Source organism: Sphingomonas sp. 3-13AW (assembly GCF_049311085.1).
Lineage (GTDB): Bacteria > Pseudomonadota > Alphaproteobacteria > Sphingomonadales > Sphingomonadaceae > Sphingomonas.
This window is the reverse complement of sequence record NZ_JASNVZ010000013.1, coordinates 44,693-66,447: the sequence shown is the minus strand read 5'-3', so window position 1 is coordinate 66,447 and position 21,755 is coordinate 44,693. Positions and strand designations below refer to the sequence as shown.

The following is a 21,755-nucleotide window of genomic DNA, read 5'->3' as shown; positions in this document are numbered from 1 at the left end:
GGGTAGCGCATAGCCCGAACGCCTGAAGTGCGTTTTTGCAGCAGCACTTCGAAATCGGGTGGGGTTGAAAGGGAAGGCCCGGCCCAAAACAGGATCGGCCCACCGACCGGCGGCGTCCCGCAGGCCGCCGACCGGCCGGCGGGCCGACCCGTTTCACGTGAAACCGAGTTTACTGGTTCATCGAGTCGAAGAAATCCTCGTTGGTCTTCGAATCCTTCATCTTGTCGAGCAGGAACTCCATCGCATCGATGGTGCCCATCTGCATGAGGATGCGGCGCAGCACCCACATCTTCGACAGCTTGGCCTTGTCGACCAGCAGCTCTTCCTTGCGGGTGCCCGACTTGCCCACGTCCAGCGCCGGGAAGATGCGCTTGTCGGCGACCTTCCGGTCCAGCACGATCTCGGAGTTGCCGGTGCCCTTGAACTCTTCGAAGATCACCTCGTCCATGCGGCTGCCGGTGTCGATCAGCGCAGTGGCGATGATGGAGAGCGAGCCGCCCTCCTCGATGTTGCGCGCTGCACCGAAGAAACGCTTGGGACGCTGCAGGGCGTTCGCATCGACGCCGCCGGTCAGTACCTTGCCCGACGAAGGAACGACGGTGTTGTAGGCCCGGCCAAGACGCGTGATCGAGTCGAGCAGGATCACCACGTCCTTCTTATGCTCGACCAGGCGCTTGGCCTTCTCGATCACCATCTCGGCGACCTGCACGTGGCGCGTTGCCGGCTCGTCGAAGGTCGAGGAGACGACCTCGCCGCGCACGGAGCGCTGCATGTCGGTCACTTCCTCGGGCCGCTCGTCGATCAGGAGCACGATCAGGAAGACTTCGGGATGGTTGTCCGTGATCGCCTTGGCGATGTTCTGGAGCATCACCGTCTTACCGACGCGCGGCGGTGCCACGATCAGCGTGCGCTGGCCCTTGCCCTGCGGGCTGACGATATCGATGACGCGGGCGGACTTGTCCTTCTGCGTCGGGTCGAGCTGGTCGAGCGTCAGCTTCTGCTCGGGATAGAGTGGCGTCAGGTTATCGAAGTTGACGCGATGGCGTACCGCGTCGGGATCATCGAAATTGACGGAAATCAGCTTGGTCAGCGCGAAATAGCGCTCGCCATCCTTGGGCGCGCGAATTTCGCCTTCCACGGTATCACCGGTACGAAGGCCGAACTTGCGCACCTGGTTGGGCGACACATAAATGTCGTCCGGACCAGCGAGATAATTCGCTTCGGGCGAGCGCAGGAAGCCGAAGCCGTCCGGCAGCACCTCGATCGTGCCCAGCCCCATGATCTGCTCACCATTTTCGGCCTGCGCCTTCAGGATCGCGAACATCAGATCCTGCTTACGCATGGTCGACGCGCCTTCGACGCCCAGTTCCTCAGCCATGGTGACGAGGTCTGCGGGCGCGTGCTTCTTGAGGTCCTTAAGGTGCATGGATGTGATCCGAATTGATGCGGATAAGGGAAGAGCGTCGATCGGCGGAAAGAACGGGCGCGAAACGATGCTTGAGGAGGGACGGCACGGTCGCCGGGCGGCAACCGTTCGTTATCGCGAGTTAGATTCGCGGCTATCCCAAGTCAAGCAAGGACCGAAGCTGCTGCGACCGACAGCGTCCTTTGCAGCGCCGAAATGATGTCGTTTGCAACGTCAGAAGGGCTTCACCACCGCCAGCATGACGATCAGGGTCAACAGCAGCGCGGGAACCTCGTTGAACATGCGCAGCCGTGACGCGGCGATGGTCGGACGACCTGCGGCGAGCTTATTCGCATAGCCAACGGCCCAGCCGTGATAGCCGGTAAGCAGCACCACGAAGAGCAGCTTGGCGTGGAGCCAGCCAAGTCCCGGCTGCCCGTCGAAGAGCCCTGCATTGGCCGCCAGCGCCAGACCCAATACCCATACCGCCACCAGCGACGGCGTCAGGATCATGCTGCGCAGCTTCGCTTCACGAGCGGTCCACCGGGGCCCCTCGGCGGGGTCCTCCAGACCATCCTGGTGATGGACCAGATAGCGCGGCAGGATGAACAGCCCGGCCATCCAGAACACCATGAAGATGACGTGCGCAGCCTTCACCCAAAGATAGGCAGACCCAAGGAAATTGGTCATGCGTGGCTCCTGCGGACGCGGGCGACGAGGTGCTCGACATGGGCGATCGGGGTGTCCTGCTGGATGCCGTGGCCCAGGTTGAAGATATGCGGACGATCGGCAAATGCGGCAAGGATCCGGTCGACTGCCCGGTCAAGCGTGGCGCCGCCAGCGATCAGCGCCAGCGGATCGAGATTGCCCTGCACCGGCAGACCCTTTGGAAGCACGTTGTTCGCCCATTCCGGATCGACGGTTTCGTCCAGTCCCACCGCATCGATCCCGGTCGCTTCGACATAGGCGACGAGCTTGCCACCGGCGCCCTTCGGAAAGCCGATGATCGGAGTGTCGGGATGCCATTCCTTCAGCGCCTGAACAATGCGCTTCGTCGGGGCGATCACCCAGCGCTCGAACTGCTCGGGCGAAAGGCTCCCCGCCCAGCTGTCGAACAGTTGCACCGCGTCCACCCCGGCATCGATCTGCGCGGAGAGATAGTCGATCGTCAGGGTTGAGATTCGATCCAGGATCGCGGTCATGAGCTCCGGATCGGAATAGGCCATTCGCCGGGCTTCGGCCTGCTCGCGACTGCCCTGGCCCGCGATCATATAGGTCGCGACGGTCCAGGGAGACCCTGCAAAGCCCAGGAAAGTCACCGCTGGGTCCAGAGCCGCCTTTACGCGTCGCACCGTCCCATAGACCGGCTCAAGCCGCTCCAGGGCAGGTACCAGCGTGTCGATGGTATCCCGATTGACCTTGGGCGCCAGCCGCGGGCCTTCGCCCGTCTCGAACCACAGATCCTGCCCCAGCGCATTGGGGACGACCAGGATGTCGGAGAACAGGATCGACCCATCGAATCCGAACCGCCGCAGCGGCTGCAGAGTCACCTCCGCTGCTGCCTCGCTGTCGTTCACCAGATCGAGGAATCCGCCCTTCTCGGCCCGCAGCGCGCGGTACTCCGGCAGGTACCGCCCGGCCTGGCGCATGAGCCACAGCGGGGGGATGTCCTGACGGGTGCCGCGAAGGGTCTCGAGCAGCGGTTTGGCGGGCGGAGCGTGATTCAGCGTCATGCCTCTACAGAAAAGAAGATTCAGGAATCTAATGGATGATGAGGTTGTTGGCGTGGGGATGCCGGGGTTTATGCCTCCATCCCCAAATTGCCAACAGCTTGACGTGGGCAGACTCACGCAGGCCCTCAGATTCGGATTCACCTATCCACGTTATCCACAGGCTGGGGACGGAACCGGCCGCTGTCGATGCGTCTGTGGACGAAACTGGGGGAATGTGGACGAATCGCCCCGCTTGGCCGCGTGTGCAGGTTGCGCTAGCGGTTGTCCCCATGTTTTCCACAGACTTGTTCCGCTAGGCCATGCGGCTGCACCTGCACCTCCTCTCGGACTCGACCGGGGAAACGCTGGAGAACATCGCCAAGGCGGCTCTGGCGCAGTTCGACGGGGTGGAAACGCTACGGCACTTCTGGCCGATGGTGCGCAGCCAGACGCATCTCGAGCGGATCCTGCAAGAGATCGCCCACAACCCCGGAATCGTGCTGTTCACCCTGGTGAACGCGGAAATCCGCAAGACTCTGGAGGCACGCTGTCGCGCGATGGGGTTGCCGGCGGTGGCGCCCCTCGATGGGGTGAGCCACGCGCTCTCCAGCCTGCTCGGCCAAGAGGCGAAAGCGCGGCCGGGGCGTCAGCACATGCTGGATGCGGCCTATTTCGCACGTGTGGACGCGATTCAGTTCACCATCGCCCACGACGACGGCGTGTTGTGGGAAGAATGGGAAGAGGCGGAAATCCTGCTGGCTGGAGTCTCGCGATCCTCGAAGACGCCGACGTCCATCTATCTAGCGAACCGCGGTTACAAGACCGCGAACATTCCCATCGTCGTCGAATCCCCGCCGCCGCCGCTGCTGTATAACCTCAAGAATCCGATGATCGTGGGGCTGACCACCAGTGCGGATCGGTTGATTCAGATTCGGCGCAACCGGCTGCTGTCGCTCAACCAGGCGCCGGACACCGATTATGTCGAGCAGGATTCAGTCGCGCGCGAGATCGCATTCGCCCGCCGAATGTTCGCCGATAACGGCTGGCCCGTGATCGACGTTACCCGGCGATCGATCGAGGAGACCGCTGCGGCGATCATTACGCTCTATCAGGAACGCAAGGCGGATCGACAATGACGGGCAATCTGCGGCTGGTGCTGGCCTCGCAAAGCAGTTCGCGGCGCGCCATGCTCACCGCCGCCGGCATCGCCCACGATGCGGTCGCCAATGGCCTCGACGAGGAAGCCGCGAAGGCAGCACTTGCGGCCGAGGGCCTGGGTGCGCGGGATTTTGCGGATGCCCTTGCGGAACTAAAGGCCGTGCGTGCGGCGACCCGGGTGGCGGGCGGTCTGGTGCTCGGTGCGGACTCGGTCGTCGCTGCGCCCGACGGTGCCCTGCTCGACAAGCCCGCGGACCGCGCCGACGCGGCTGCGCAGCTGCGGCGCCTGTCGGGGGCACGCCATGATCTCTATAGTGCGGCGGTGATCGTCGAGGGCGGTCGCCCGGTCTGGCGCCACATCGGCCATGCCCGCCTGCACGTCCGGCCTTTGTCCGAAGCCTTTATCGAGGCCTATCTCGATGCCGAATGGCCCGCCATTTCGGGTTGCGTGGGCTGCTACCGTGTCGAGGCTATGGGCGCGCAGCTGTTCCATCGCATCGAGGGGGATCATTGGACGATCCTCGGCCTCCCACTGCTGCCACTTGCCGCCTATCTGCGTGACCGGGGAGTTTTGTTGTCGTGACCGTGCCCTATGCCGAGGTAATCGGCGATCCGATCGCCCACTCCAAGTCGCCGATGATTCATCGCTTCTGGCTCGAAGCACTGGGCATGGAGGGGGATTATCGCGCGACCCGTGTCGCACCGGATGGGCTGGAGGCGTATTTTTCAGAGCGGCGCGCCGATTTGGCCTGGCGCGGGTGCAACATCACGATCCCGCACAAGACCGCCGCCCTGGATCATGTCGAGGACCGCGGCGGCGTCCGTCAGTCAATCGGCGCAATCAACACGGTGTTCCGCGATGGCGACGGGACTCTGGTGGGCACCAATACGGACGCGGGTGGTTTTTATGCGCCGATCGCCGGCCTGGATCTGGAGCGCGAGACCGTCTGCGTCATCGGTGCGGGGGGTGCCGCCCGGGCGGTGCTGTTCGCGCTCTCGAAGCTGAACGTCGGCCGGGTGACGCTGCTCAACCGCAATCCGCTGAAGGGGGCCGCGCTGCTCGCCGGCTTCGGGTTGAAGGGAGATGCGCTTCCCCTGTCCGCTCCCGTGCCCGCTGCGCGGCTGCTGGTGAATTGCAGCCCGCTCGGCATGACGGGCCAGCCGCTGCTCGATCTCGACCTTGCGCCGCTGCCCGAGGACGCGGTGGTGTACGACATCGTCTATGCGCCGCTTGAGACGCCGCTGCTCACCGCCGCGCATGCGCGCGGGCTGGAGACGGTGGACGGGCTGGAGATGCTGGTGGGCCAGGCCGCGCTTGCATTCGAGATCCTATTCGACGCGCAACCTCCGCGAGATCGTGACGAGGAACTGCGCGCGCTGCTGCTCGGATGATTCGCCTCGGCCTCACAGGGTCGATCGGCATGGGAAAGTCGACCGTGGCCGCGATGTTTGCGGAGGCCGGGGTGCCCGTGTTCGACGCCGATGCCACGGTGCACCGGCTGCAGGGGCCGACCGGACGGCTGGTCGCCGAGATCGAAGCCGCGTTTCCGGACACGACCGGCGCCGAGGGAGTCAATCGCACCGCATTGGCAGAGGCGGTACTCGCCGATCCCGCTGCGCTCCGACGGCTGGAGGCGATCGTCCATCCTGCAGTGGCGGAAGAGCGCGCAGCCTTTGTTCGCGCGCATGATGGCGCGCCGCTGCTTCTGTTCGACGTTCCCCTCCTGTATGAGACCGGAGGCGAGTCCTATGTCGACAAGGTGGCAGTGGTGAGCGCGACTCCGGAGGTGCAACGTGAGCGTGTACTGGCGCGGCCGGGAATGACCCCGGCACGCCTCGACGCGATCCTGGCCCGCCAGCTGCCGGACGCGGAAAAGCGTGCTCGCGCCGATTTCGTGATTCCGACCGACGTTCCGCTCGCCGAAACACGCGCTGCGGTTGGGCGCGTCATCGCTTGCTTGTCGCCTTGCGAGCGCGGATAGCGACGCGATGCGTGAGATTGTCTTCGATACCGAAACCACTGGCCTCAGCTTCCCCGGGGGCGACCGGATGGTGGAGATCGGCTGCGTGGAGTTGTTCAACCGGGTTGAGACCGGCCGGGTCTTCCACGCCTATTTCAATCCGCGACGGCCGATGCCGGCGGAGGCGCAAGCGGTGCATGGCCTCTCGGACGCGTTTCTTGCCGACAAGCCGGACTTCCACACCGGTGTCGATGAACTGCTCGAGTTTCTCGGCGACAGCCCGCTGATCGCCCACAACGCATCGTTCGACTTCGGCTTTCTCAATGGCGAGCTCGGGCTCTGCAAGCGGCCGAAGATCGCGATAGGCCGCATGGTCGACACGCTCCTGATCGCCCGAAGCCGGCATCCCGGTGCCAAGCACTCGCTCGACGCGCTGTGCGCGCGCTTCGGCGTCGATCGCAGCCGGCGGGTGTTGCACGGCGCGCTGCTCGACGCGCAGCTTTTGTCCCAGGTCTATGTCGAGCTGATGGGCGGCCGTCAGATAGGTCTGGGGTTGGCCACAAGCGCGCCGCAGGTCGAGACGACGATCCTCGTTGCGACGCCAAAGGTGCGTCCGCCGCGGGTTTTCGCTGCCAGTGATGAGGAACTGGCGGCCCATGCTGCGTTTCTAGAGACGGTCAAGCAGCCGTTGTGGCTTGCCGGAGCGGCTGGTTGACGGGTCTGGGCACTGTGCCTAGGCCGCATCAATGTGAGTGGAGAGAAGTATGGACATCCGGGTTTCAGGGCACCAGGTCGACACGGGCGACGCGCTGAAGCAGCTGGTCCAGGAGCGCCTTCAGGGCATTGCCGATAAATATTTCGCGCGCGCGATCTCCGCGACCGCGACGTTCGGCAAGGGGCCGCGCGATTACGGTTTCACCTGCGACATCGTCGCGCATGTGACCCAGGGCCTGGTGCTCAAGGGGCACAATTCCGGCCAGGACGCACAGGGCGCCTTTGTTGGCGCGGCCGACAAGATCGAAAAGCAGCTGCGCCGCTACACCCGCCGTCTGAAGGACCGTAACCCGGCCGAGGCCGCGGCGCTCGCGAACGCCGGCGCCTATGACGCCTTCGATAACGCGGGGTACACCGTCTTCGGCGGCAGCGAGGCGGAAGAGGAAATCGAGGCGGACGCACCGCTGATCATCGCAGAGACCCGGGTCGATGTGCCGGATGCAAGCGTATCCGACGCGGTGATGATGCTGGATCTGCGCAACACCAACGCGCTGCTATTCAAGAACAGCGGCACGGGCGCGTTCAACATGGTCTATCGGCGCCACGACGGCACGATCGGCTGGGTCGAACCCAACCGTGCGGCCTGAGGTGGGATTTCCAACCGCCTGATGATCGATTTCAGCGATCTATTGACGCCGGATCGCGTGCTGGCCGAAGTGCCAGCCGCGAACCGCAAGGCGTTGTTCCAGCAACTGGGCACGGTCATCGCGACCGTGCCCGGCGTGGATCCGCGCGTCGCCTGCGAACTGCTTGTCCAGCGTGAGCGGCTGGGTTCTACGGGATTCGGAAACGGTACCGCGACCCCGCATGCACGGATTGAGGGCCTTTCGTCGGTCGTCGGCGTGTTTGTCCGGATGGCTAAGCCGATCGATTTCGCCGCCGTCGACGACCTCCCCGTAGACCTCATTTTTGCGCTGTTCTCTCCGAGCGAGGGCTCCGAGCATCTGAAGGCACTGGCTCGCGTTTCAAGGGCGCTGCGGGATGCCGACTTCCGCGCAAAGCTGCGCGGCGCGGGATCGTCCGATGCCCTCTTCGCGCTCCTGACCGACGTGGAGGCACGTGACGCTGCCTGATCCCAGCGGTGCCGATGCCCATTTTCGTGCGCTGGAGTCGCTGTATGCGGCCGCGCCGATCAACCGCCTGTTCGAATCTCGCCTCGAAATCGCGGAGAGCGGCTTCGCGCGCATCCATTTTGAGATTGCCGAGACTCATTACCACGCCGCCGGCGCCGCCCACGGGACGAGCTACTTCAAGATGCTCGATGACGCGGCCTTTTATGCCTGCAACAGCCTGGTAACGGATCGCTTCCTCCTCACCACAGCCTTCAACCTGCTCCTCACCCGCCCCCTCCGCGCGGGACCGGTGGTCGCCGAGGGGCGCTGGATCAGCGGCCAGCGGCGCGTGTTCGTTGCCGACGCCCGCTTGATCGGCCCCGATGGCGAGGAAGCCGCACGGGGAACGGGAACCTTCATGCGCTCCCGGATCGCCCTCGCCGGTCTTCCCGGCTACCGCGCGGAATGAACGATCGTCTGCCGACCGGCGTCGCGGTGAACGCGCTGGTGCGGCTGATTGATCAGGCGGGCGGGAGCGTGATGGTGCTGGCGCGCGGCGACCGCGACTCCGGAATCGTGCTGCTGTTGGTCGAAGCGCACGGCGAGCCTTCGCTGCTGTTCGAGCGCGGCTATGACCGCGAAGGTCGTCGTTGCGTCGTGCGAGTCGGGCCGGAAAGCGGCGATCCCCATGAACTCGTCGACTATTGGCAGCGACGCCGCCGAAGCGATCCGGACCTATGGGTGGTAGAGGTGAACGTCGCAGATGCACAACGGCTCGCCGCTGAGACAATCTTCGCAGATTGACTCTATTCCGCATCGCAGCGATGGGAGTTCCACTGTTTCGTGGCGTTGTGCCGCGCCGGGGTGCGATACCGGTCGGTGACGCAGTCGGGGGGGAAGCCCGGGTGATCGGCATGCCGATCGCGCGCGCACCAACCGCATATCAATGATGTTTCATGTCGTCCAAGAAGCGGACCGCCTGCACCGCGGCCCTCTACCTTTGTGTCGCGCTTCTCGGCGCGGTCACCACTCCGGGTTTCGCGTTCGAAGCTGAGCGCGCATCCGTCGAGTCCAATAACGTGGAAAGCGCGGCGAAGGTTCCCGCGGCCCCCGTTAGCCAGATTGCCCCTGTCGCAACGACCGCGACCGCAGTCACTGCCACCGCCCTGAAGCCGCAGACCGCCGCCCTTGCCTCTGTTCCGATGGTTCAGACCGCAGGTACGGCCGCCGTCGCGACCAGCTTCGGTTCGCTCGCCGCAGCAGTGGCTGCCCAGCCTTCGAACGTGGGTGAGGACGAGCAGATCAACTGCCTCGCCACCGGCATCTATTACGAGGCCAAGGGTGAGCCGCTATCCGGCCAGCTTGCTGTTGCCGAGGTGATCCTCAACCGCACCCAGTCCGGCCGCTTCCCGTCGACGGCCTGCGGCGTGCTCAAGCAGCCCGGCCAGTTCTCCTTCGTGCGCGGCGGCAAGCTGCCGGAGCCGAACGAAGGCAGCACCGCATGGCGCACCGCCGTCGCCGTCGCGCATGTCGCCAAGCGCGAGCTGTGGGACAGCCCGGCCGACGGCGCGCTGTTCTTCCACGCGCGCCGCGTGTCGCCCCGCTGGGGCAAGGCCCGCGTCGCGTCGGTCGGCAATCACATCTTCTATCGCTGATCACCCGAGCACGGGGCTTCCCCGCGTTCGTGGATTGTTCTACAAGCAGGGCCATGGGTTCCATGCTTGTTCCAAACGCTGCGTCCGCGCTTCCGGCGATCAATTCTGATCCGCTGGTTGCCGCGGACGTAGCGCGTGGCGTGACACGGCTGTTGCTCCGCCACGATTGTACCGCGATGCCCGAGGTACCGCTCGATGGCGGTCGCCGCGCCGACCTGATGGCGCTCGATGCCCGGGGGCGGATCGTGATTGTCGAGATCAAGGTCTCGCGTGCGGATCTGCTCGGCGACGGCAAGTGGACCGACTATCTCGGCCATTGCGATCGCTATTTCTGGGCCGTCCCCGCCGGGTTCGATACCTCGGTGCTCGATGGTGAAGGGTTTCTTCCCGAACGCTGCGGCGTAATCGTGGCCGATCGATACGATGCTGCCGTGCTGCGGGAGGCGTCGACCGTTCCGCTGGCCGCGGCTACCCGCAAGCGCTGTACGCTGGCCTTTGCTCGTCGCGCGGCCCGGCGCCTGATCGGGGTGACCGACCCGGACGCGATCCAGGGCTGGTGAAAAACGCGGAGGGTGCTGATGTGCCTAGAGGCGCGGGCCGGAAACGACCGGCTTCTTCGTCTTGGGTGCGTCGTCCATCAGTTTGAGCAGCGCGGGCGTGCGCGTGTCGCGGCGGGCATAGTCCCGTGCCGACATGCCCGCGATCACGTCCGTCTGATCGGGGTTGGCCCCGCCCTCCAGCAGCGTACGGACGAGGTCGACGCGTCGCAGCTGGACCGCGCGGATCAGCGGCGTCTCACCCCGCGAATTCGCCAGGTTCAGGTTCGCCTTGTAGCGGATCAGCGAATCCAGCCCCTCGGTGAACCCCTTCTCCACCGCCAACATGGCCGGCGTGTTGCCGCTTGCGTCCTGGATGTTGGGGTCGGCGCCCTTGGAGAGCAGGAAGCGCAGGTACACGCCGTCGTTGCGCCCCGCGACGATGTGCAACGCACCGTCGCCGGTCGTGCGATCCTTGCTGTTGATCAGCAACTGGCCCGGCTGGTTGAGAAAGCCGGTGACCTTGTCGCCGTCCCCCTTGCGCACCGCCTCCAGGAATTCATAGCTCTGCGTGCGCTGCTGCGCGACGACGCTCGTGGAGGATACCGCCAGAGCGGTGGCGAGGCAGAAATGAAGGACGCGGGACATGGGTGTGGATGTACTCGTCCGCTGGGGCTGCTTGCAAGCGCAAGGCTATCGGATCATGGCTAACCGCACCATGCATAGCTTCGCTCGTCTCGCCGCCGCCCCGATGCTCTCGCTCGCCCTCCTCCTCGCCGCATGCGGAGGCGCGCAGCAGGATGCCGGGAAGGAACCGCCGCTGGCGGGTGCGCGGATCGGCGGCGCCTTCGCGCTCACCGATGGCGCGGGCCGCACGGTGCGCGACACCGACTTCGCCGGCAAATACCGGGTGGTCTATTTCGGCTACACCTATTGTCCCGATGTCTGCCCGGTCGACCTGCAGAAGATCGCTGCCGGGCTGAAGGCGTTCGAGGGGACTCATCCGGAGCTCGCTGCCAAGGTGGTGCCGATTTTCGTGACCGTCGATCCCGAGCGGGACACGCCCGAGGTTGTCGGCCGCTACGTCACCGCCTTTCACCCGCGCATGGTGGGCCTCACCGGAACCCCGCAGGCAATTGCGGAAGTGGCGCGCGCCTATGCGGTGCCCTTTGCCAAGCGTCAGGATCCGGGCTCGACCGAATATCTCATGGACCACGGGACCCAGGCCTATCTGATGGGTCCCGATGGCAAGCCGATCGCGCTGCTGCCGACCGACCAGGATCCGCAAGCGATCGCCCATGAACTTGAACGGTGGGTGCGATGAGCGAACGCTTCTGGGAGGATACACCGCTTTCCAAGCTGGACCGGGCGCAGTGGGAGGCGCTGTGCGACGGCTGCGGCAAATGCTGCATTCACAAGCTGGAGGATGAAGACACGGGCGAGCTGATCGCGACGAACGTCGCGTGCAAGCTCCTCGACCGTCGCTCCGGCCAGTGCAGCGATTATCGCCATCGGCACGCCTATGTCTCCGAATGTGTCCGACTGACCGCGCGCTCGGTTCCGCACATTGAATGGCTGCCCTCGACCTGCGCCTATCGTCTGCGCGCCAACGACGAACCCCTGCCCGACTGGCACTATCTGGTGTGCGGCGACCGGGAGGCGGTGCATGCCGCTGGGCAGTCGACCCGGGGCTGGACGATCTCCGAGGACGACGCCGGCGATCTTGAGCACCACATGGTCGACCGACCGCTGTGAGTGCCGCTTCGGGCGCGCCGATCGAGGTCGTCCGGCACCCCAGAGCCAGGCGTGCGCGCCTTTCGGTCGATCCCGCCACCGGCCGCGTCAAACTCACTCTGCCTACCCGAGCGGCACTCCGCCCTGCCCTTGCCTGGGCGGAGAGCAAGCGTGCGTGGATCGACGCGCAGCAGGCACGCCTGCCGGAAGCGCGGCCGTTCGCGCCCGGCGCCACCATCCCCTTTGGCGACGCAACGCTGCGGATCGAGTGGGATGAACGCGCCGGTCGCAGTCCGTTCCGCGACGGCGCGGTTCTTCGCTGCGGGGGCCCGGTCGAGCGCGTGCCCGCGCGAGTCGAACGCTGGCTACGCAGCCAGGCGCTTGCGCTGCTGTCGGAGGAGACCCGCTACTATGCCGCGCGGGCAGGCGTTACCGTCACCCAGGTCGCGATCGGCGATCCCCGAGGGCGCTGGGGCAGCTGCACGGCGACAGGGGCGATCCGCTACAGCTGGCGATTGATTCTCGCGCCCGGATTTGTGTTGCGCGCCACCGCCGCGCATGAGGTAGCGCACCGCCTGCACATGGACCACAGCCCGGCATTCCACGCTGCCGTCGAGCGGCTGCTGGAGGCCGATCCGGCACCGGCGCGGGCATGGCTGCGCGCGCACGGTGCGGAGCTTCACTGGTACGGACGCGCTTCCGGGTCGTAGCCGGGACGTTCCGGCAGCCGGCGCGATTCGCCCGGGCCCGGACGACGCGGATCATAGGGGTCGGTGCGCCGCTGGGGTGCCGGCTCACGTGCTGGAGCCGGGCGCCCGATCGCGCGATCCAGCCAGTCTTGATCGAGCGTCTCCCGCGGGGCGGGATCCTCATAGGGATCCCGGGTGGAGGGCTGCTGCGGCAGGATCGACGGCGGGCCCTCCGAGTGCTGCTGTCCATCGACGGGATAGCCGTCCTCGTCGACGAACACTCCATTGTCGGGTTCGCCGTAATAGGATTCGGCGTCAGGCTCGTCCTGCCATTCCGGCAGCGTCACCTTGGTCTCAAATTCCTCGACGGGGCGATCGGCGACCGCCGTGCGCATGAAGCTCGCAAAGGCGCGTGCAGGCGCCGCGCCGCCCTGGAGCCCGGAGACGGGACGCGCATCGTCGCGACCCATCCAGACGCCGGTGGTCAGCCCACTGGAGAAGCCCAGGAACCATCCGTCCTTGTTGGAGGAGGTCGTGCCGGTCTTGCCCGCGACAGGGCGGCCGATCTGCGCCGCGCGACCGGTGCCCGTCGCGACTGCGGTCTGCAGCAGATCCGTCATTTGCGCCGCCACATAGGGCGCCACCAGCACGCGCGAAGTATCGACCTGGTGCTGGTAGATGACCGAGCCTGCGGCCGTCACCCGCGTGATCCCATAGGGGGTGACCGCCACGCCCTTCTGCGACACCGATGCAAAGGCGCGGGCCATGTCGATCAGCCGTACGTCCGAGGTGCCGAGCACCATCGCGGGCCGGGTATCGATGGGCGTCGTGATCCCGAACCGGCGCGCCATGTCCGCGACGGTGCCAAAACCCACCTCCTGGCCCAGCTTCGCCGCGACCGTGTTGATCGAATAGGCGAAGGCCGTCCGAAGGGTCACCGGACCGGCGAAGCGGCCGGAGCTGTTACGCGGACTCCAGCCGTTGATCGTCACCGGGGAGTCGACGACCTGGTCGTCTGGCTTGTGACCGGCTTCCAGCGCGGCGAGATAGGCGAACAGCTTGAATGCGGACCCGGGCTGGCGGGTCGCCTGCGTCGCCCGGTTATAGATCGACGAGACATAGTCCTTGCCGCCCACCATCGCCCGGACCGCGCCGTCGCGATCGAGCGAGATGAGCGCGCCCTGCACGCCTGCGGGAGTCGCCGATCGGATCGCCTGGTCCGCTGCGCGCTGCATCGAAAGGTCGAGCGTCGTCCAGACGTCCAGCGGCGCGTCGGTCTCGTCGATCAGCGTCTCCAGCTGCGGCAAGGCCCAGTCGGTGAAATAGCGAACGCTATTCTGCTTGGGCTCGGGCGCGAGCTTGACTGCCTGGGGATCGGCCGAGGCGGCTTCGCCTGCGGTGATCGCGCCGGTTTCCTGCATCAGCTCCAGCACTACCCCGGCACGGCCCACCGCGGCCTCCGCATCCGCGGTCGGCGAGTAGCGCGACGGCGCCTTTACAAGGCCGGCAATGACAGCCGCTTCGGAGAGGTCCAGCGAGGTTCCGGGATGGCCGAAGAAGCGGCGCGATGCCGCGTCGATGCCATAGGCACCGCCGCCGAAATACACCTTGTTGAGGTACAGCTCGAGGATCTGGTCCTTGGTGAACTTACGCTCGAGTGCGAGCGCCAGCACGACCTCGCGCAGTTTGCGGCTGACGGTGTAGCTGTTCGACAGGAAGATCGTGCGCGCGACCTGTTGGGTGATCGTCGACGCACCCTGCAGGCGTCGCCCGTTGCCGTGGTTGTCGACCGCGAACTTGATGATGCGGGCGATCGCCACCGGATCCACGCCCAGGTGCGAGCGGAACCGTCGATCCTCGACGGCCACCATCGCGTCGCGCATTACCGGCGGGATTTCCTCGTACGGGATCCACTCGCCATAGCTTGGCCCGAGCGACACCAGGATCGTGCCATCCGCCGCACGAACACGGATCATCTGCCCGTTGGGAGAAGATTTCAGCTCCCCGAAACTCGGCAGGTTCGCCCGCGCGTTCATCACCGCGATGGTGAGGCCGAGCGCCGCCAGCAACATGACGGCAAGCCCCGAACCCAAGGTCCAGAGCAGGATGCGGCGCCACCGAGGGGCGTGCGGGCGTTTACGGGTACGGGTGGCCATGGGAGCAGCGTGGGATTACGCGCAGTGGGCGTCGCCCACAAGCGCGCAACAGCGGCGTTGCGATCAGCCGGCGTTCTGAGCGCGTGGACGGAAATCCAGCGCGACCGAGTTCATGCAGTAGCGGAGGCCGGTTGGCGGCGGGCCGTCCGGGAATACGTGGCCCAGGTGTCCGTCGCACCGCGCGCAACGAGTCTCTACGCGGCGCATTCCGTGGCTGGTGTCGCCATGATCCGTGACCCGGTCCTCGGCGATCGGCTGGGTGAAGCTGGGCCAGCCGGACCCGGAATCATATTTGTCGACGCTGTCGAACAGTTCGTTGCCGCAGCCGGCGCAGCGATAGATGCCGTCGGCCTTGTTGTCGTTGTAGTGCCCGGCGAAGGCCCGCTCGGTGCCCGCTTCCCGAAGCACATGATAAGCCTCGGGCGAGAGCCGCTTGCGCCACTCGGATTCGGAAAGGTTCAGATAATCCATGGGCCTAGATGTGTTGTGCGCAGGCCCGTGCGTCAACCAGCGGAATCGACAACGGGCCGCGTGGAGGTCCACCCGGCCCGTCGAAAGGTTACCGCCAGCGATCGCGCGCCGCATGGGCGGCGTGGATCAGTCCTTCCACGCCCAATAGAGCTGTGCCGGGGGCACGTTCCACCACTCCATGTCGTGGTCGATCCGCTCAAAATTGGGCGCGAGGAAGTCGCGAACTTTCGGGCTGAACTGATACACCAGGAAGGCGCCACCGGGACGCAGCACCTCTGCCGTCGCGTCCGCGATCTTTGCGCCGACGCCCGGCGGCAGCGTCGAGAACGGCAGGCCGGACAGAACATAATCGGCATGCTCATGGCCATGATCGGCAACGATCTGAACCACATCCGCCGCCGACGCATGGACTGCCGAGAATCGCGAGTCGAGGATGGTGCCGTTCAGGTAATCGATGAACTCGGGGTTCGTATCGATCGCAATCAGCTGCGCATCCGGCGCCATCCGCTCCAGGATCGGACGGCAGAAGGTGCCGACACCGGGCCCATATTCCACGAACAGTTTGGTGTTGGCCCAGTCGACGGGCCCGAGCATCTTGCGGATCAGCTTGCCCGAAGAAGGGATCACAGATCCCACCATCACCGGGTGCTTGACGAACCCACGCAGGAACATGCCCGCCGGAGAAGGAACGCGCTTGGGGCTCCGTCGGCTGGCGGTGGTGGAACTGGTGTTCATGGAAATCCTTGGGCGGGGCGGCCGCAGCCGCGTCGGAGTTGTCGTCGCAAAACCGAAACGAAGATGCAAGCCGAACGGTTTCGTCCTGACGCAATGCGGTATCACAGCACGGCGAACGGCGCGCGCCCTTATCGATCGCCCGTCCGCGCGCCGTCCCCCTCACAGGAGCCGGCGCGCGTCGGCCTTCAGTCATTTCAGCCCCGCGGCTGGACCATGCCGGGAGCTATGAAGCCGATTGGCTGAATCGCGACAGCATCCTGCTTCAGTCGAGCCGACATCTGGCGATATTCCTGCTCCATCTCCGGCGTGACCGAGGCGCGGGATTCGCCCAGGGCCTTTCGGAAATGCTCCATGGTCACGCTGCTGTTGGAGAGGGATTCGCGCAGCGCCATGAGTCCGGCGCGCCGAACCACGTCTTCCAGGTCGGCACCGGTGAAATGATCGGTTTCCGCCGCAATCGCATCCAAATCGACATCCGGTGCGAGCGGCATCTTCTCCGTCTGGATCGACAGGATCCGCCGCCTTCCCGCCTTATCCGGCACGCCGACGTAGATCAGTTCGTCAAACCGGCCCGGCCGAAGCAGCGCGGGGTCGACGAGGTTGGGGCGGTTGGTCGCACCGATCACGACCACCGACTGGAGTTCCTCAAGGCCATCCATTTCGGCCAGGATCGTGTTGACCACCCGTTCGGTGACCTGCGGCTCGCCCAGCCCGCCGCCGCGGGCCGGTACCAGCGAGTCGAGCTCGTCGATGAAGATCACGCAGGGCGCGACCTGGCGGGCGCGTGCGAACAGGCGCGCAATCTGCTGCTCGCTCTCGCCATACCATTTCGACAGCAGGTCGCTGGACTTGGTGGCAATGAAGTTCGCCTCCGCCTCGCGTGCGACCGCCTTGGCCAGCAGCGTCTTGCCGGTGCCGGGCGGGCCGTAGAGCAGGAAGCCCTTCGCCGGGCGGATACCCAGGCGACGGAACGCGTCTGGCGACTTGAGCGGCAGCTCGACGCCTTCCTTGAGCCGCATCTGCGCATCGTCGAGCCCGCCGACGTCCTCCCAGCGGACCTGGGGCGCCTGCACCATCACTTCGCGCATCGCCGAAGGCTGGACACGCTTCAGCGCCTCGCGGAAATCCTCGCGCCAGACTGAGAGCGTATCGAGCACCTCGGCCGGGATGGTCTGATCGGAGAGGTTGAGCTGCGGCATGATCCGGCGCACCGCCTCAATCGCAGCCTCACGGGTGAGCGCCGCCAAGTCCGCGCCGACAAAGCCGTAGGTCGTGCGCGCCAGCTCTGCCAGATCCACGCCCTCGCCCAGTGGCATGCCGCGGGTGTGGATGCCCAGAATCTCACGGCGACCACGCTCGTCCGGAACCCCAACCACGATCTCGCGGTCAAAGCGGCCCGGGCGGCGAAGCGCCTCGTCGATCGCCTCGGGCCGGTTGGTTGCTGCGATTACCACCACATTGGCGCGCGCCTCCAGCCCGTCCATCAGCGTCAGCAGCTGGGCGACCAGCCGCTTCTCGGCTTCGCCAGAGACCTGTCCGCGCTTCGGGGCGATCGAGTCGATCTCGTCGATGAAGACGATCGACGGCGCAGACTTGGCCGCTTCGTCGAACACCTGCCGCAGCCGGCTCTCCGACTCGCCATAGGCGGAGCCCATGATTTCCGGCCCGTTGATCAGGTAGAAGTGCGCGTCGCTCTCGTTCGCAACGGCGCGGGCGAGCCGCGTCTTGCCGGTTCCGGGCGGGCCGTGCAGCAGCACGCCCTTGGGCGGATCGACGCCCAGCCGCTGGAACAATTCAGGGTACCGCAGCGGCAGCTCGACCATCTCGCGAAGCTGGTCGATCGTCGCGGCCATGCCGCCGATGTCGTCATAGGTGACGTCGGCACGGCGCGCGTCGCGCGGCTCCTCATATTCGGGCCGCAATTCGATCTCGGTGTTCTCGTCGATGTGCACCACGCCCTTGGGCGTGGAGGAAACCACCGCGAGCCGGATTTCCTGCAGGGCGTAGGCGGGCGCGTTGACGAAGCGCTGGATCGCGGGATCGGTGACCCGCTGATGGCCGGCGGTTGCCACGACGTCGCCCTGGCAAAAGGGACGGCCGAAGAAGGTGCGCTTGAGAGCCGTGCTCGATCCCTGAAGGCGCAGATTCTGCTGCGCCGGCGCGAACACCACGCGAGTGGCGGGCTTCGACTCGACACGCCGGACTTCCACGAAGTCGCCCGCGCCTACCCCGGCATTCGCGCGCTGGAGGCCGTCGAGCCGTACGAGTTCCAGGCCCTCGTCCTCGCCATAGGGCCCGACGGCGCGCGCGGGCGTCGTCCGCTTCCCGACGATTTCGATCACGTCCCCTTCGCCGACGCCAAGCGACGCCATCAATGTACGCGGTAGATGCGCGATCCCGCGGCCACTGTCTTCGGGTCGGGAATTGGCCACCTGAACGCGGCGCGTCTGCGGTTCGTCGTCGGCCATTGCCATCCCTTCACCTTCTCGAAACGAGTGCGGGAGATAGGATGGAGGGTGCGGCGGGCAAGGCGCAAAAAAAAGGCCGGTCACAAGGACCGGCCGTGAAAGGTTTAGGAGAGGATGCCTGAAAGGCCTGATCCGTATGCCCACGCGGAGTTTATTGTGCAAATGCGAAAGGAAAAATTGGAGTTGCAGATTTTGCAACTCAAGGGCAAATTCGATCGTGTTCGCAGGCATGCTAGCGCTACCTTCGAGCGGGTTATGATGCAGCGCAACAAATAGGCTGGAGCATATGCGGCGGCTTCCTCCCCTGACAGCAATCGAGGCATTCGTGCATGTCGCGCGACTCGGATCGATCAAAGCGGCAGCCGAGGAGCTGGCGCTCTCGAGCCCTGCGCTCAGCCGGCGTGTGCAGGCGCTGGAGCGGTTCATCGGCAAGCCGCTGTTCGAGCGTCGACACCAGGCGCTGCGCCTGAATCATGATGGCGAACGGCTGCTGGGGATGATCTCCCACGCGCTCGATACCCTGTCCGACGCGGTCGAGCGGATGTCTGCCGGCTCCAACCTGCTGCGCCTGCGCCTCGGAGTGCTGCCGCTGTTTGCGACTCAGAAGCTGATGCCGCGGCTGGGCGATTTGAAGCGGCGTCACCCGGAACTGCACCTGGACGTCGACACCGCGGGCCACAGTCTGGCGCGGCTAGGGGACGGCATCGATGTCGGCATCGTGCTCGGCCACACGATCGACCCCGCGCTCTATTCGCGCCGCCTCGACCGCAACCGGGTATATGCGATCGCCTCGCGCGCCCTGGTGGAGGAGATGCCGCTCACCGACCCCAAACAGCTCGCGAAGCTCACCGCGCTGATCCATCGCGACATGCCCGATACCTTCACGGATTGGCGGCAGGCGGCGGGGCTGCCCTATCTGGAACCCACCGCGACGGACTTTTTCGATTCCGGCGCACTGATGCTGGAGGCCGCGGCACAAGGGCTGGGCGTCGCCTTCATGCTCGAGTCGCATTTCGAGGAAGCGCGCGACACGCGCCTGGTGCGACTGTTCGATATGTCGGTGGAGAGCACATACAGCCATTTTTTCGTGTGCCGCCCGCGCATGCTGCAGCAGGAGCCGGTCCGGCTCTTCCACGACTGGCTGATCGAAGCGCTGGGCGCCGAGAATATCTGACCGCGCCTGATCGGGCGGGACAGCGATCTTTAAGAAAAAGGCCGGTCACCTCGGGGGTGACCGGCCTTTGTTCGATCAGGCCTCGCTGCGGGCCTTCAGGATCTTGCCCGGCTCGCGCGGCGGCTCGCCCTTCGGCAGCGCGTCGACGGCATCCATGCCCTCGATCACTTCGCCCCAGACCGTGTACTGGCCGTCCAGGAAGCGTGCGTCGTCGAAGCAGATGAAGAACTGGCTGTTGGCCGAATTCGGGTCCATCGTGCGCGCCATCGAGCAGGTGCCGCGGACGTGCGGCTCGCGGCTGAACTCTGCGGGCAGGTTGGGCTCCTTGGAGCCGCTCGTGCCGGTGCCGGTCGGATCACCGCCCTGCGCCATGAAGCCGGGGATGACGCGGTGGAACACGACATTGTCGTAAAAGCCGCTGTCGGCCAGCTTGGTGATACGCTCCACGTGCTTGGGCGCCAGGTCCGGACGAAGCCGGATGCGCACTTCGCCGGTGTCGAGCGTCATCACAAGCGTGCTGGGAAGATCGGCCATAAGTGCTCCGGAATTCGGGAAAAATAAGGAACCCCGTCCGTATAGTCGTGGCCAGGAGGTTGCAACAGCAGCCGCCGCCGCTAGAGGGGGCGCGCAACGCCAGTGAGGGAGCCGAGCGATGAGCGAGACCGAGCTTCCCACCCACGAACCCGTCGAGAGCGAACTGGACGCTGACGATCGGCTGAAGCCGGAATTCGTCAGCGCAGTGCTCGACGCCGTCGAAGCCGGCGACGTCGAGACGGTGCGCGCGCTCGTCGAGCCGCTGCATCCGGCGGATCTTGCCGATCTTTTCGAACTGGTGCCGGGCGAACAGCGCGCCGCGCTCGCCTCTGCCGTTGCCGATCGCCTCGATGGCGATGTGCTGGCCGAGATGAACGATTGGGTTCGCGACGCCCTGATCGACGCGCTCGAACCGCATCAGGTCGCGGATCTCGCCGCGGAACTCGATACCGACGATGCGGTTGCGATCATCGAGGACATGGACGAGTCCGAGCAGCGCGCGGTGTTGCGCGCGCTCGACCCGGACGACCGCGCCGCCATCGAAGAGGCGCTGAGCTTCCCAGAGGAGTCCGCCGGCCGCCTGATGCAGCGCGAGCTGATCGCGGTGCCGGAGCATTGGACGGTCGGCAACGTCCTCGACTTCCTGCGCGGCAGCGAGTCGCTTGCTACCGATTTCTGGGAGATCTTCGTGGTCGACCCGGCGCACCGCCCGGTCGGAACCTGCCAGCTTTCCTGGATTCTCCGCACGCCGCGCTCGGTCGCGATCAGCGACGTCATGAAGCGCGAGCAGACGCTGATCCCGGTCGACATGGACCAGGAGGAAGTGGCGCTTCGCTTCCAGAAATACGCGCTGATCTCCGCCGCGGTGGTCGATGGCAGCGGCCGGCTGGTCGGCGTGATCACCGTCGATGATATCGTCCACATCATCCAGGAAGAGGCGGGCGAGGATGCGCTGCTGCTGTCCGGTGCGGGCGAAGGCGACATCAACGAGCCGGTCTTCGACAGCTACAAGAGCCGGGTTCGTTGGCTCGTCACCAACTTGATGACCGCACTGGTGCCGGCGACGATCGTGTTCTTCTTCGACGCGACCATCGCGGAAAAGGCGGTCCTGGCCGCCCTGATGCCGATCGTCGCGGGCGTCGGCGGGAATGCCGGAACGCAGACGCTGGCGGTGACGGTCCGCGCGCTGGCGACCAATCAGCTTACTCAATCCAACACCTTGCGTGCGATCCGGCGCGAGATTTCGATCGCGCTCCTCAACGGCGTGACCATTGCTACGATCATCGGGCTGGGTGTCGGCACGGTCTTCTTCGATGCTCCGCTCGGCATCGTCATCGCGACGGCGATGCTCGCCAACATCTTCATCGCCGGGCTCGCCGGCGTGCTGGTGCCGCTCACGCTCGACCGGCTGAATGCCGACCCTGCCCTGGCTTCCTCGATCTTCGTGACGATGGTGACAGATTCGATGGGGTTCCTCGCCTTCCTCGGCCTTGCCACGGTCGCCGGGCTGACTTGAGCGCAAGCGCCGCAATCCCCAGATC

The 21,755-nt window shown here is 65.7% G+C and carries 25 protein-coding genes; 16 read left to right on the top strand and 9 right to left on the bottom strand.

Going from position 1 to position 21,755, the window contains the following annotated elements:
- Positions 1-169: 169 nt before the first annotated feature.
- The 3 genes from rho to hemE all read right to left on the bottom strand — a co-directional run bounded on the left by rho (position 170) and on the right by hemE (position 3,138).
- On the bottom strand, positions 170-1,426 hold the full coding sequence (gene rho, locus QP045_RS14150) for a transcription termination factor Rho (protein ID WP_422515639.1): 1,257 nt from the start codon (positions 1,424-1,426) through the stop codon (positions 170-172).
- A 213-nt stretch (positions 1,427-1,639) separates the two neighbouring features.
- Entirely contained in the window at positions 1,640-2,095 is a 456-nt protein-coding gene (locus QP045_RS14145) for a CopD family protein (RefSeq protein WP_422515638.1), read from the bottom strand.
- Positions 2,092-3,138, bottom strand: coding sequence for a uroporphyrinogen decarboxylase (gene hemE, locus QP045_RS14140; protein ID WP_422515637.1), 1,047 nt, complete (start codon positions 3,136-3,138; stop codon positions 2,092-2,094). Before hemE ends, QP045_RS14145 begins: the two co-directional genes overlap by 4 nt.
- A gap of 299 nt (positions 3,139-3,437) precedes the next feature.
- Here hemE and QP045_RS14135 point away from each other — a divergent pair, with 299 nt between their 5' ends.
- The 11 genes from QP045_RS14135 to QP045_RS14085 all read left to right on the top strand — a co-directional run bounded on the left by QP045_RS14135 (position 3,438) and on the right by QP045_RS14085 (position 10,277).
- Positions 3,438-4,253 (top strand): pyruvate, water dikinase regulatory protein, encoded by an 816-nt coding sequence (locus QP045_RS14135; protein ID WP_422515636.1) that lies wholly within the window; start codon positions 3,438-3,440, stop codon positions 4,251-4,253.
- Positions 4,250-4,858, top strand: coding sequence for a Maf family protein (locus tag QP045_RS14130; RefSeq protein ID WP_422515635.1), 609 nt, complete (start codon positions 4,250-4,252; stop codon positions 4,856-4,858). The genes QP045_RS14135 and QP045_RS14130 overlap by 4 nt, the downstream gene beginning before the upstream one ends.
- A gap of 2 nt (positions 4,859-4,860) precedes the next feature.
- Positions 4,861-5,667 carry a shikimate dehydrogenase family protein gene (locus QP045_RS14125; protein WP_422515672.1) on the top strand — a complete coding sequence of 269 codons (807 nt, stop codon included), beginning with the start codon at positions 4,861-4,863 and terminating at the stop codon, positions 5,665-5,667.
- A complete protein-coding gene (gene coaE / locus QP045_RS14120) occupies positions 5,664-6,257 on the top strand; it encodes a dephospho-CoA kinase (RefSeq protein ID WP_422515634.1) in 594 nt (197 codons plus the stop codon). The genes QP045_RS14125 and coaE overlap by 4 nt, the downstream gene beginning before the upstream one ends.
- A gap of 7 nt (positions 6,258-6,264) precedes the next feature.
- Positions 6,265-6,951: a DNA polymerase III subunit epsilon gene (gene dnaQ, locus QP045_RS14115; RefSeq protein WP_422515633.1), complete on the top strand. Its 687-nt coding sequence runs from the start codon at positions 6,265-6,267 to the stop codon at positions 6,949-6,951.
- A 49-nt stretch (positions 6,952-7,000) separates the two neighbouring features.
- The gene (gene hpf / locus QP045_RS14110; RefSeq protein WP_422515632.1) at positions 7,001-7,597 is read left to right on the top strand and encodes a ribosome hibernation-promoting factor, HPF/YfiA family; all 597 of its coding nucleotides are present in this window, start codon (positions 7,001-7,003) and stop codon (positions 7,595-7,597) included.
- 21 nt (positions 7,598-7,618) lie between these two features.
- Positions 7,619-8,083 carry a PTS sugar transporter subunit IIA gene (locus QP045_RS14105; protein ID WP_422515631.1) on the top strand — a complete coding sequence of 155 codons (465 nt, stop codon included), beginning with the start codon at positions 7,619-7,621 and terminating at the stop codon, positions 8,081-8,083.
- Entirely contained in the window at positions 8,070-8,531 is a 462-nt protein-coding gene (locus QP045_RS14100; RefSeq protein WP_422515630.1) for a PaaI family thioesterase, read from the top strand. The genes QP045_RS14105 and QP045_RS14100 overlap by 14 nt, the downstream gene beginning before the upstream one ends.
- Positions 8,528-8,866 carry a DUF1491 family protein gene (locus QP045_RS14095; protein WP_422515629.1) on the top strand — a complete coding sequence of 113 codons (339 nt, stop codon included), beginning with the start codon at positions 8,528-8,530 and terminating at the stop codon, positions 8,864-8,866. The genes QP045_RS14100 and QP045_RS14095 overlap by 4 nt, the downstream gene beginning before the upstream one ends.
- Before the next feature lie 152 nt (positions 8,867-9,018).
- The gene (locus QP045_RS14090) at positions 9,019-9,717 is read left to right on the top strand and encodes a cell wall hydrolase (protein WP_422515628.1); all 699 of its coding nucleotides are present in this window, start codon (positions 9,019-9,021) and stop codon (positions 9,715-9,717) included.
- 62 nt (positions 9,718-9,779) lie between these two features.
- A complete protein-coding gene (locus QP045_RS14085; RefSeq protein ID WP_422515671.1) occupies positions 9,780-10,277 on the top strand; it encodes an MmcB family DNA repair protein in 498 nt (165 codons plus the stop codon).
- Positions 10,278-10,301: 24 nt separating this feature from the next.
- On the opposite strand, the gene QP045_RS14080 is transcribed toward QP045_RS14085, so the two are convergent.
- Positions 10,302-10,901 carry an ankyrin repeat domain-containing protein gene (locus tag QP045_RS14080; protein ID WP_422515627.1) on the bottom strand — a complete coding sequence of 200 codons (600 nt, stop codon included), beginning with the start codon at positions 10,899-10,901 and terminating at the stop codon, positions 10,302-10,304.
- 55 nt (positions 10,902-10,956) lie between these two features.
- Between QP045_RS14080 and QP045_RS14075 the strand changes: the two genes are divergently transcribed.
- The 3 genes from QP045_RS14075 to QP045_RS14065 are packed head-to-tail and all read left to right on the top strand — an operon-like array spanning position 10,957 to position 12,697.
- A complete protein-coding gene (locus QP045_RS14075; protein WP_422515626.1) occupies positions 10,957-11,577 on the top strand; it encodes an SCO family protein in 621 nt (206 codons plus the stop codon).
- Complete coding sequence (locus QP045_RS14070; RefSeq protein ID WP_422515625.1) at positions 11,574-12,008, top strand: YcgN family cysteine cluster protein; 435 nt, start codon at positions 11,574-11,576, stop codon at positions 12,006-12,008. The genes QP045_RS14075 and QP045_RS14070 overlap by 4 nt, the downstream gene beginning before the upstream one ends.
- Positions 12,005-12,697 (top strand): M48 family metallopeptidase, encoded by a 693-nt coding sequence (locus QP045_RS14065; protein WP_422515624.1) that lies wholly within the window; start codon positions 12,005-12,007, stop codon positions 12,695-12,697. The genes QP045_RS14070 and QP045_RS14065 overlap by 4 nt, the downstream gene beginning before the upstream one ends.
- Here the strand turns inward: QP045_RS14065 and QP045_RS14060 are convergent.
- The 4 genes from QP045_RS14060 to QP045_RS14045 form a co-directional block, all read right to left on the bottom strand.
- On the bottom strand, positions 12,667-14,832 hold the full coding sequence (locus QP045_RS14060; RefSeq protein WP_422515623.1) for a transglycosylase domain-containing protein: 2,166 nt from the start codon (positions 14,830-14,832) through the stop codon (positions 12,667-12,669). The genes QP045_RS14065 and QP045_RS14060 overlap by 31 nt on opposite strands.
- Positions 14,833-14,895: 63 nt before the next feature.
- Positions 14,896-15,303 carry a peptide-methionine (R)-S-oxide reductase MsrB gene (gene msrB / locus QP045_RS14055; protein ID WP_422515622.1) on the bottom strand — a complete coding sequence of 136 codons (408 nt, stop codon included), beginning with the start codon at positions 15,301-15,303 and terminating at the stop codon, positions 14,896-14,898.
- Positions 15,304-15,429: 126 nt separating this feature from the next.
- Complete coding sequence (locus QP045_RS14050) at positions 15,430-16,038, bottom strand: class I SAM-dependent methyltransferase (RefSeq protein WP_422515621.1); 609 nt, start codon at positions 16,036-16,038, stop codon at positions 15,430-15,432.
- A 194-nt stretch (positions 16,039-16,232) separates the two neighbouring features.
- On the bottom strand, positions 16,233-18,506 hold the full coding sequence (locus tag QP045_RS14045; protein WP_422515620.1) for a CDC48 family AAA ATPase: 2,274 nt from the start codon (positions 18,504-18,506) through the stop codon (positions 16,233-16,235).
- A gap of 286 nt (positions 18,507-18,792) precedes the next feature.
- Here QP045_RS14045 and QP045_RS14040 point away from each other — a divergent pair, with 286 nt between their 5' ends.
- The gene (locus tag QP045_RS14040; RefSeq protein WP_422515619.1) at positions 18,793-19,680 is read left to right on the top strand and encodes a LysR substrate-binding domain-containing protein; all 888 of its coding nucleotides are present in this window, start codon (positions 18,793-18,795) and stop codon (positions 19,678-19,680) included.
- Between the two features lie 75 nt (positions 19,681-19,755).
- Here QP045_RS14040 and QP045_RS14035 read toward each other — a convergent pair whose 3' ends face one another.
- Positions 19,756-20,214 (bottom strand): peptidylprolyl isomerase, encoded by a 459-nt coding sequence (locus tag QP045_RS14035; RefSeq protein WP_422515618.1) that lies wholly within the window; start codon positions 20,212-20,214, stop codon positions 19,756-19,758.
- Positions 20,215-20,332: 118 nt separating this feature from the next.
- On the opposite strand from QP045_RS14035, the gene mgtE reads away from it, so the two are divergent.
- Positions 20,333-21,730 (top strand): magnesium transporter, encoded by a 1,398-nt coding sequence (gene mgtE, locus QP045_RS14030; protein ID WP_422515617.1) that lies wholly within the window; start codon positions 20,333-20,335, stop codon positions 21,728-21,730.
- Positions 21,731-21,755 lie beyond the last annotated feature (25 nt).

Excerpts from the sequence above, each read along its gene's own strand:
- rho (WP_422515639.1), bottom strand. The coding sequence starts at position 1,426 with ATGCACCTTAAGGACCTCAAGAAGCACGCGCCCGCAGACCTCGTCACC.
- QP045_RS14145 (WP_422515638.1), bottom strand. The coding sequence starts at position 2,095 with ATGACCAATTTCCTTGGGTCTGCCTATCTTTGGGTGAAGGCTGCGCAC.
- hemE (WP_422515637.1), bottom strand. The coding sequence starts at position 3,138 with ATGACGCTGAATCACGCTCCGCCCGCCAAACCGCTGCTCGAGACCCTT.
- QP045_RS14135 (WP_422515636.1), top strand. The coding sequence starts at position 3,438 with ATGCGGCTGCACCTGCACCTCCTCTCGGACTCGACCGGGGAAACGCTG.
- QP045_RS14130 (WP_422515635.1), top strand. The coding sequence starts at position 4,250 with ATGACGGGCAATCTGCGGCTGGTGCTGGCCTCGCAAAGCAGTTCGCGG.
- coaE (WP_422515634.1), top strand. The coding sequence starts at position 5,664 with ATGATTCGCCTCGGCCTCACAGGGTCGATCGGCATGGGAAAGTCGACC.
- dnaQ (WP_422515633.1), top strand. The coding sequence starts at position 6,265 with ATGCGTGAGATTGTCTTCGATACCGAAACCACTGGCCTCAGCTTCCCC.
- hpf (WP_422515632.1), top strand. The coding sequence starts at position 7,001 with ATGGACATCCGGGTTTCAGGGCACCAGGTCGACACGGGCGACGCGCTG.
- QP045_RS14105 (WP_422515631.1), top strand. The coding sequence starts at position 7,619 with ATGATCGATTTCAGCGATCTATTGACGCCGGATCGCGTGCTGGCCGAA.
- QP045_RS14095 (WP_422515629.1), top strand. The coding sequence starts at position 8,528 with ATGAACGATCGTCTGCCGACCGGCGTCGCGGTGAACGCGCTGGTGCGG.
- QP045_RS14090 (WP_422515628.1), top strand. The coding sequence starts at position 9,019 with ATGTCGTCCAAGAAGCGGACCGCCTGCACCGCGGCCCTCTACCTTTGT.
- QP045_RS14085 (WP_422515671.1), top strand. The coding sequence starts at position 9,780 with ATGCTTGTTCCAAACGCTGCGTCCGCGCTTCCGGCGATCAATTCTGAT.
- QP045_RS14080 (WP_422515627.1), bottom strand. The coding sequence starts at position 10,901 with ATGTCCCGCGTCCTTCATTTCTGCCTCGCCACCGCTCTGGCGGTATCC.
- QP045_RS14075 (WP_422515626.1), top strand. The coding sequence starts at position 10,957 with ATGGCTAACCGCACCATGCATAGCTTCGCTCGTCTCGCCGCCGCCCCG.
- QP045_RS14070 (WP_422515625.1), top strand. The coding sequence starts at position 11,574 with ATGAGCGAACGCTTCTGGGAGGATACACCGCTTTCCAAGCTGGACCGG.
- QP045_RS14060 (WP_422515623.1), bottom strand. The coding sequence starts at position 14,832 with ATGGCCACCCGTACCCGTAAACGCCCGCACGCCCCTCGGTGGCGCCGC.
- msrB (WP_422515622.1), bottom strand. The coding sequence starts at position 15,303 with ATGGATTATCTGAACCTTTCCGAATCCGAGTGGCGCAAGCGGCTCTCG.
- QP045_RS14050 (WP_422515621.1), bottom strand. The coding sequence starts at position 16,038 with ATGAACACCAGTTCCACCACCGCCAGCCGACGGAGCCCCAAGCGCGTT.
- QP045_RS14045 (WP_422515620.1), bottom strand. The coding sequence starts at position 18,506 with ATGGCCGACGACGAACCGCAGACGCGCCGCGTTCAGGTGGCCAATTCC.
- QP045_RS14040 (WP_422515619.1), top strand. The coding sequence starts at position 18,793 with ATGCGGCGGCTTCCTCCCCTGACAGCAATCGAGGCATTCGTGCATGTC.
- QP045_RS14035 (WP_422515618.1), bottom strand. The coding sequence starts at position 20,214 with ATGGCCGATCTTCCCAGCACGCTTGTGATGACGCTCGACACCGGCGAA.
- mgtE (WP_422515617.1), top strand. The coding sequence starts at position 20,333 with ATGAGCGAGACCGAGCTTCCCACCCACGAACCCGTCGAGAGCGAACTG.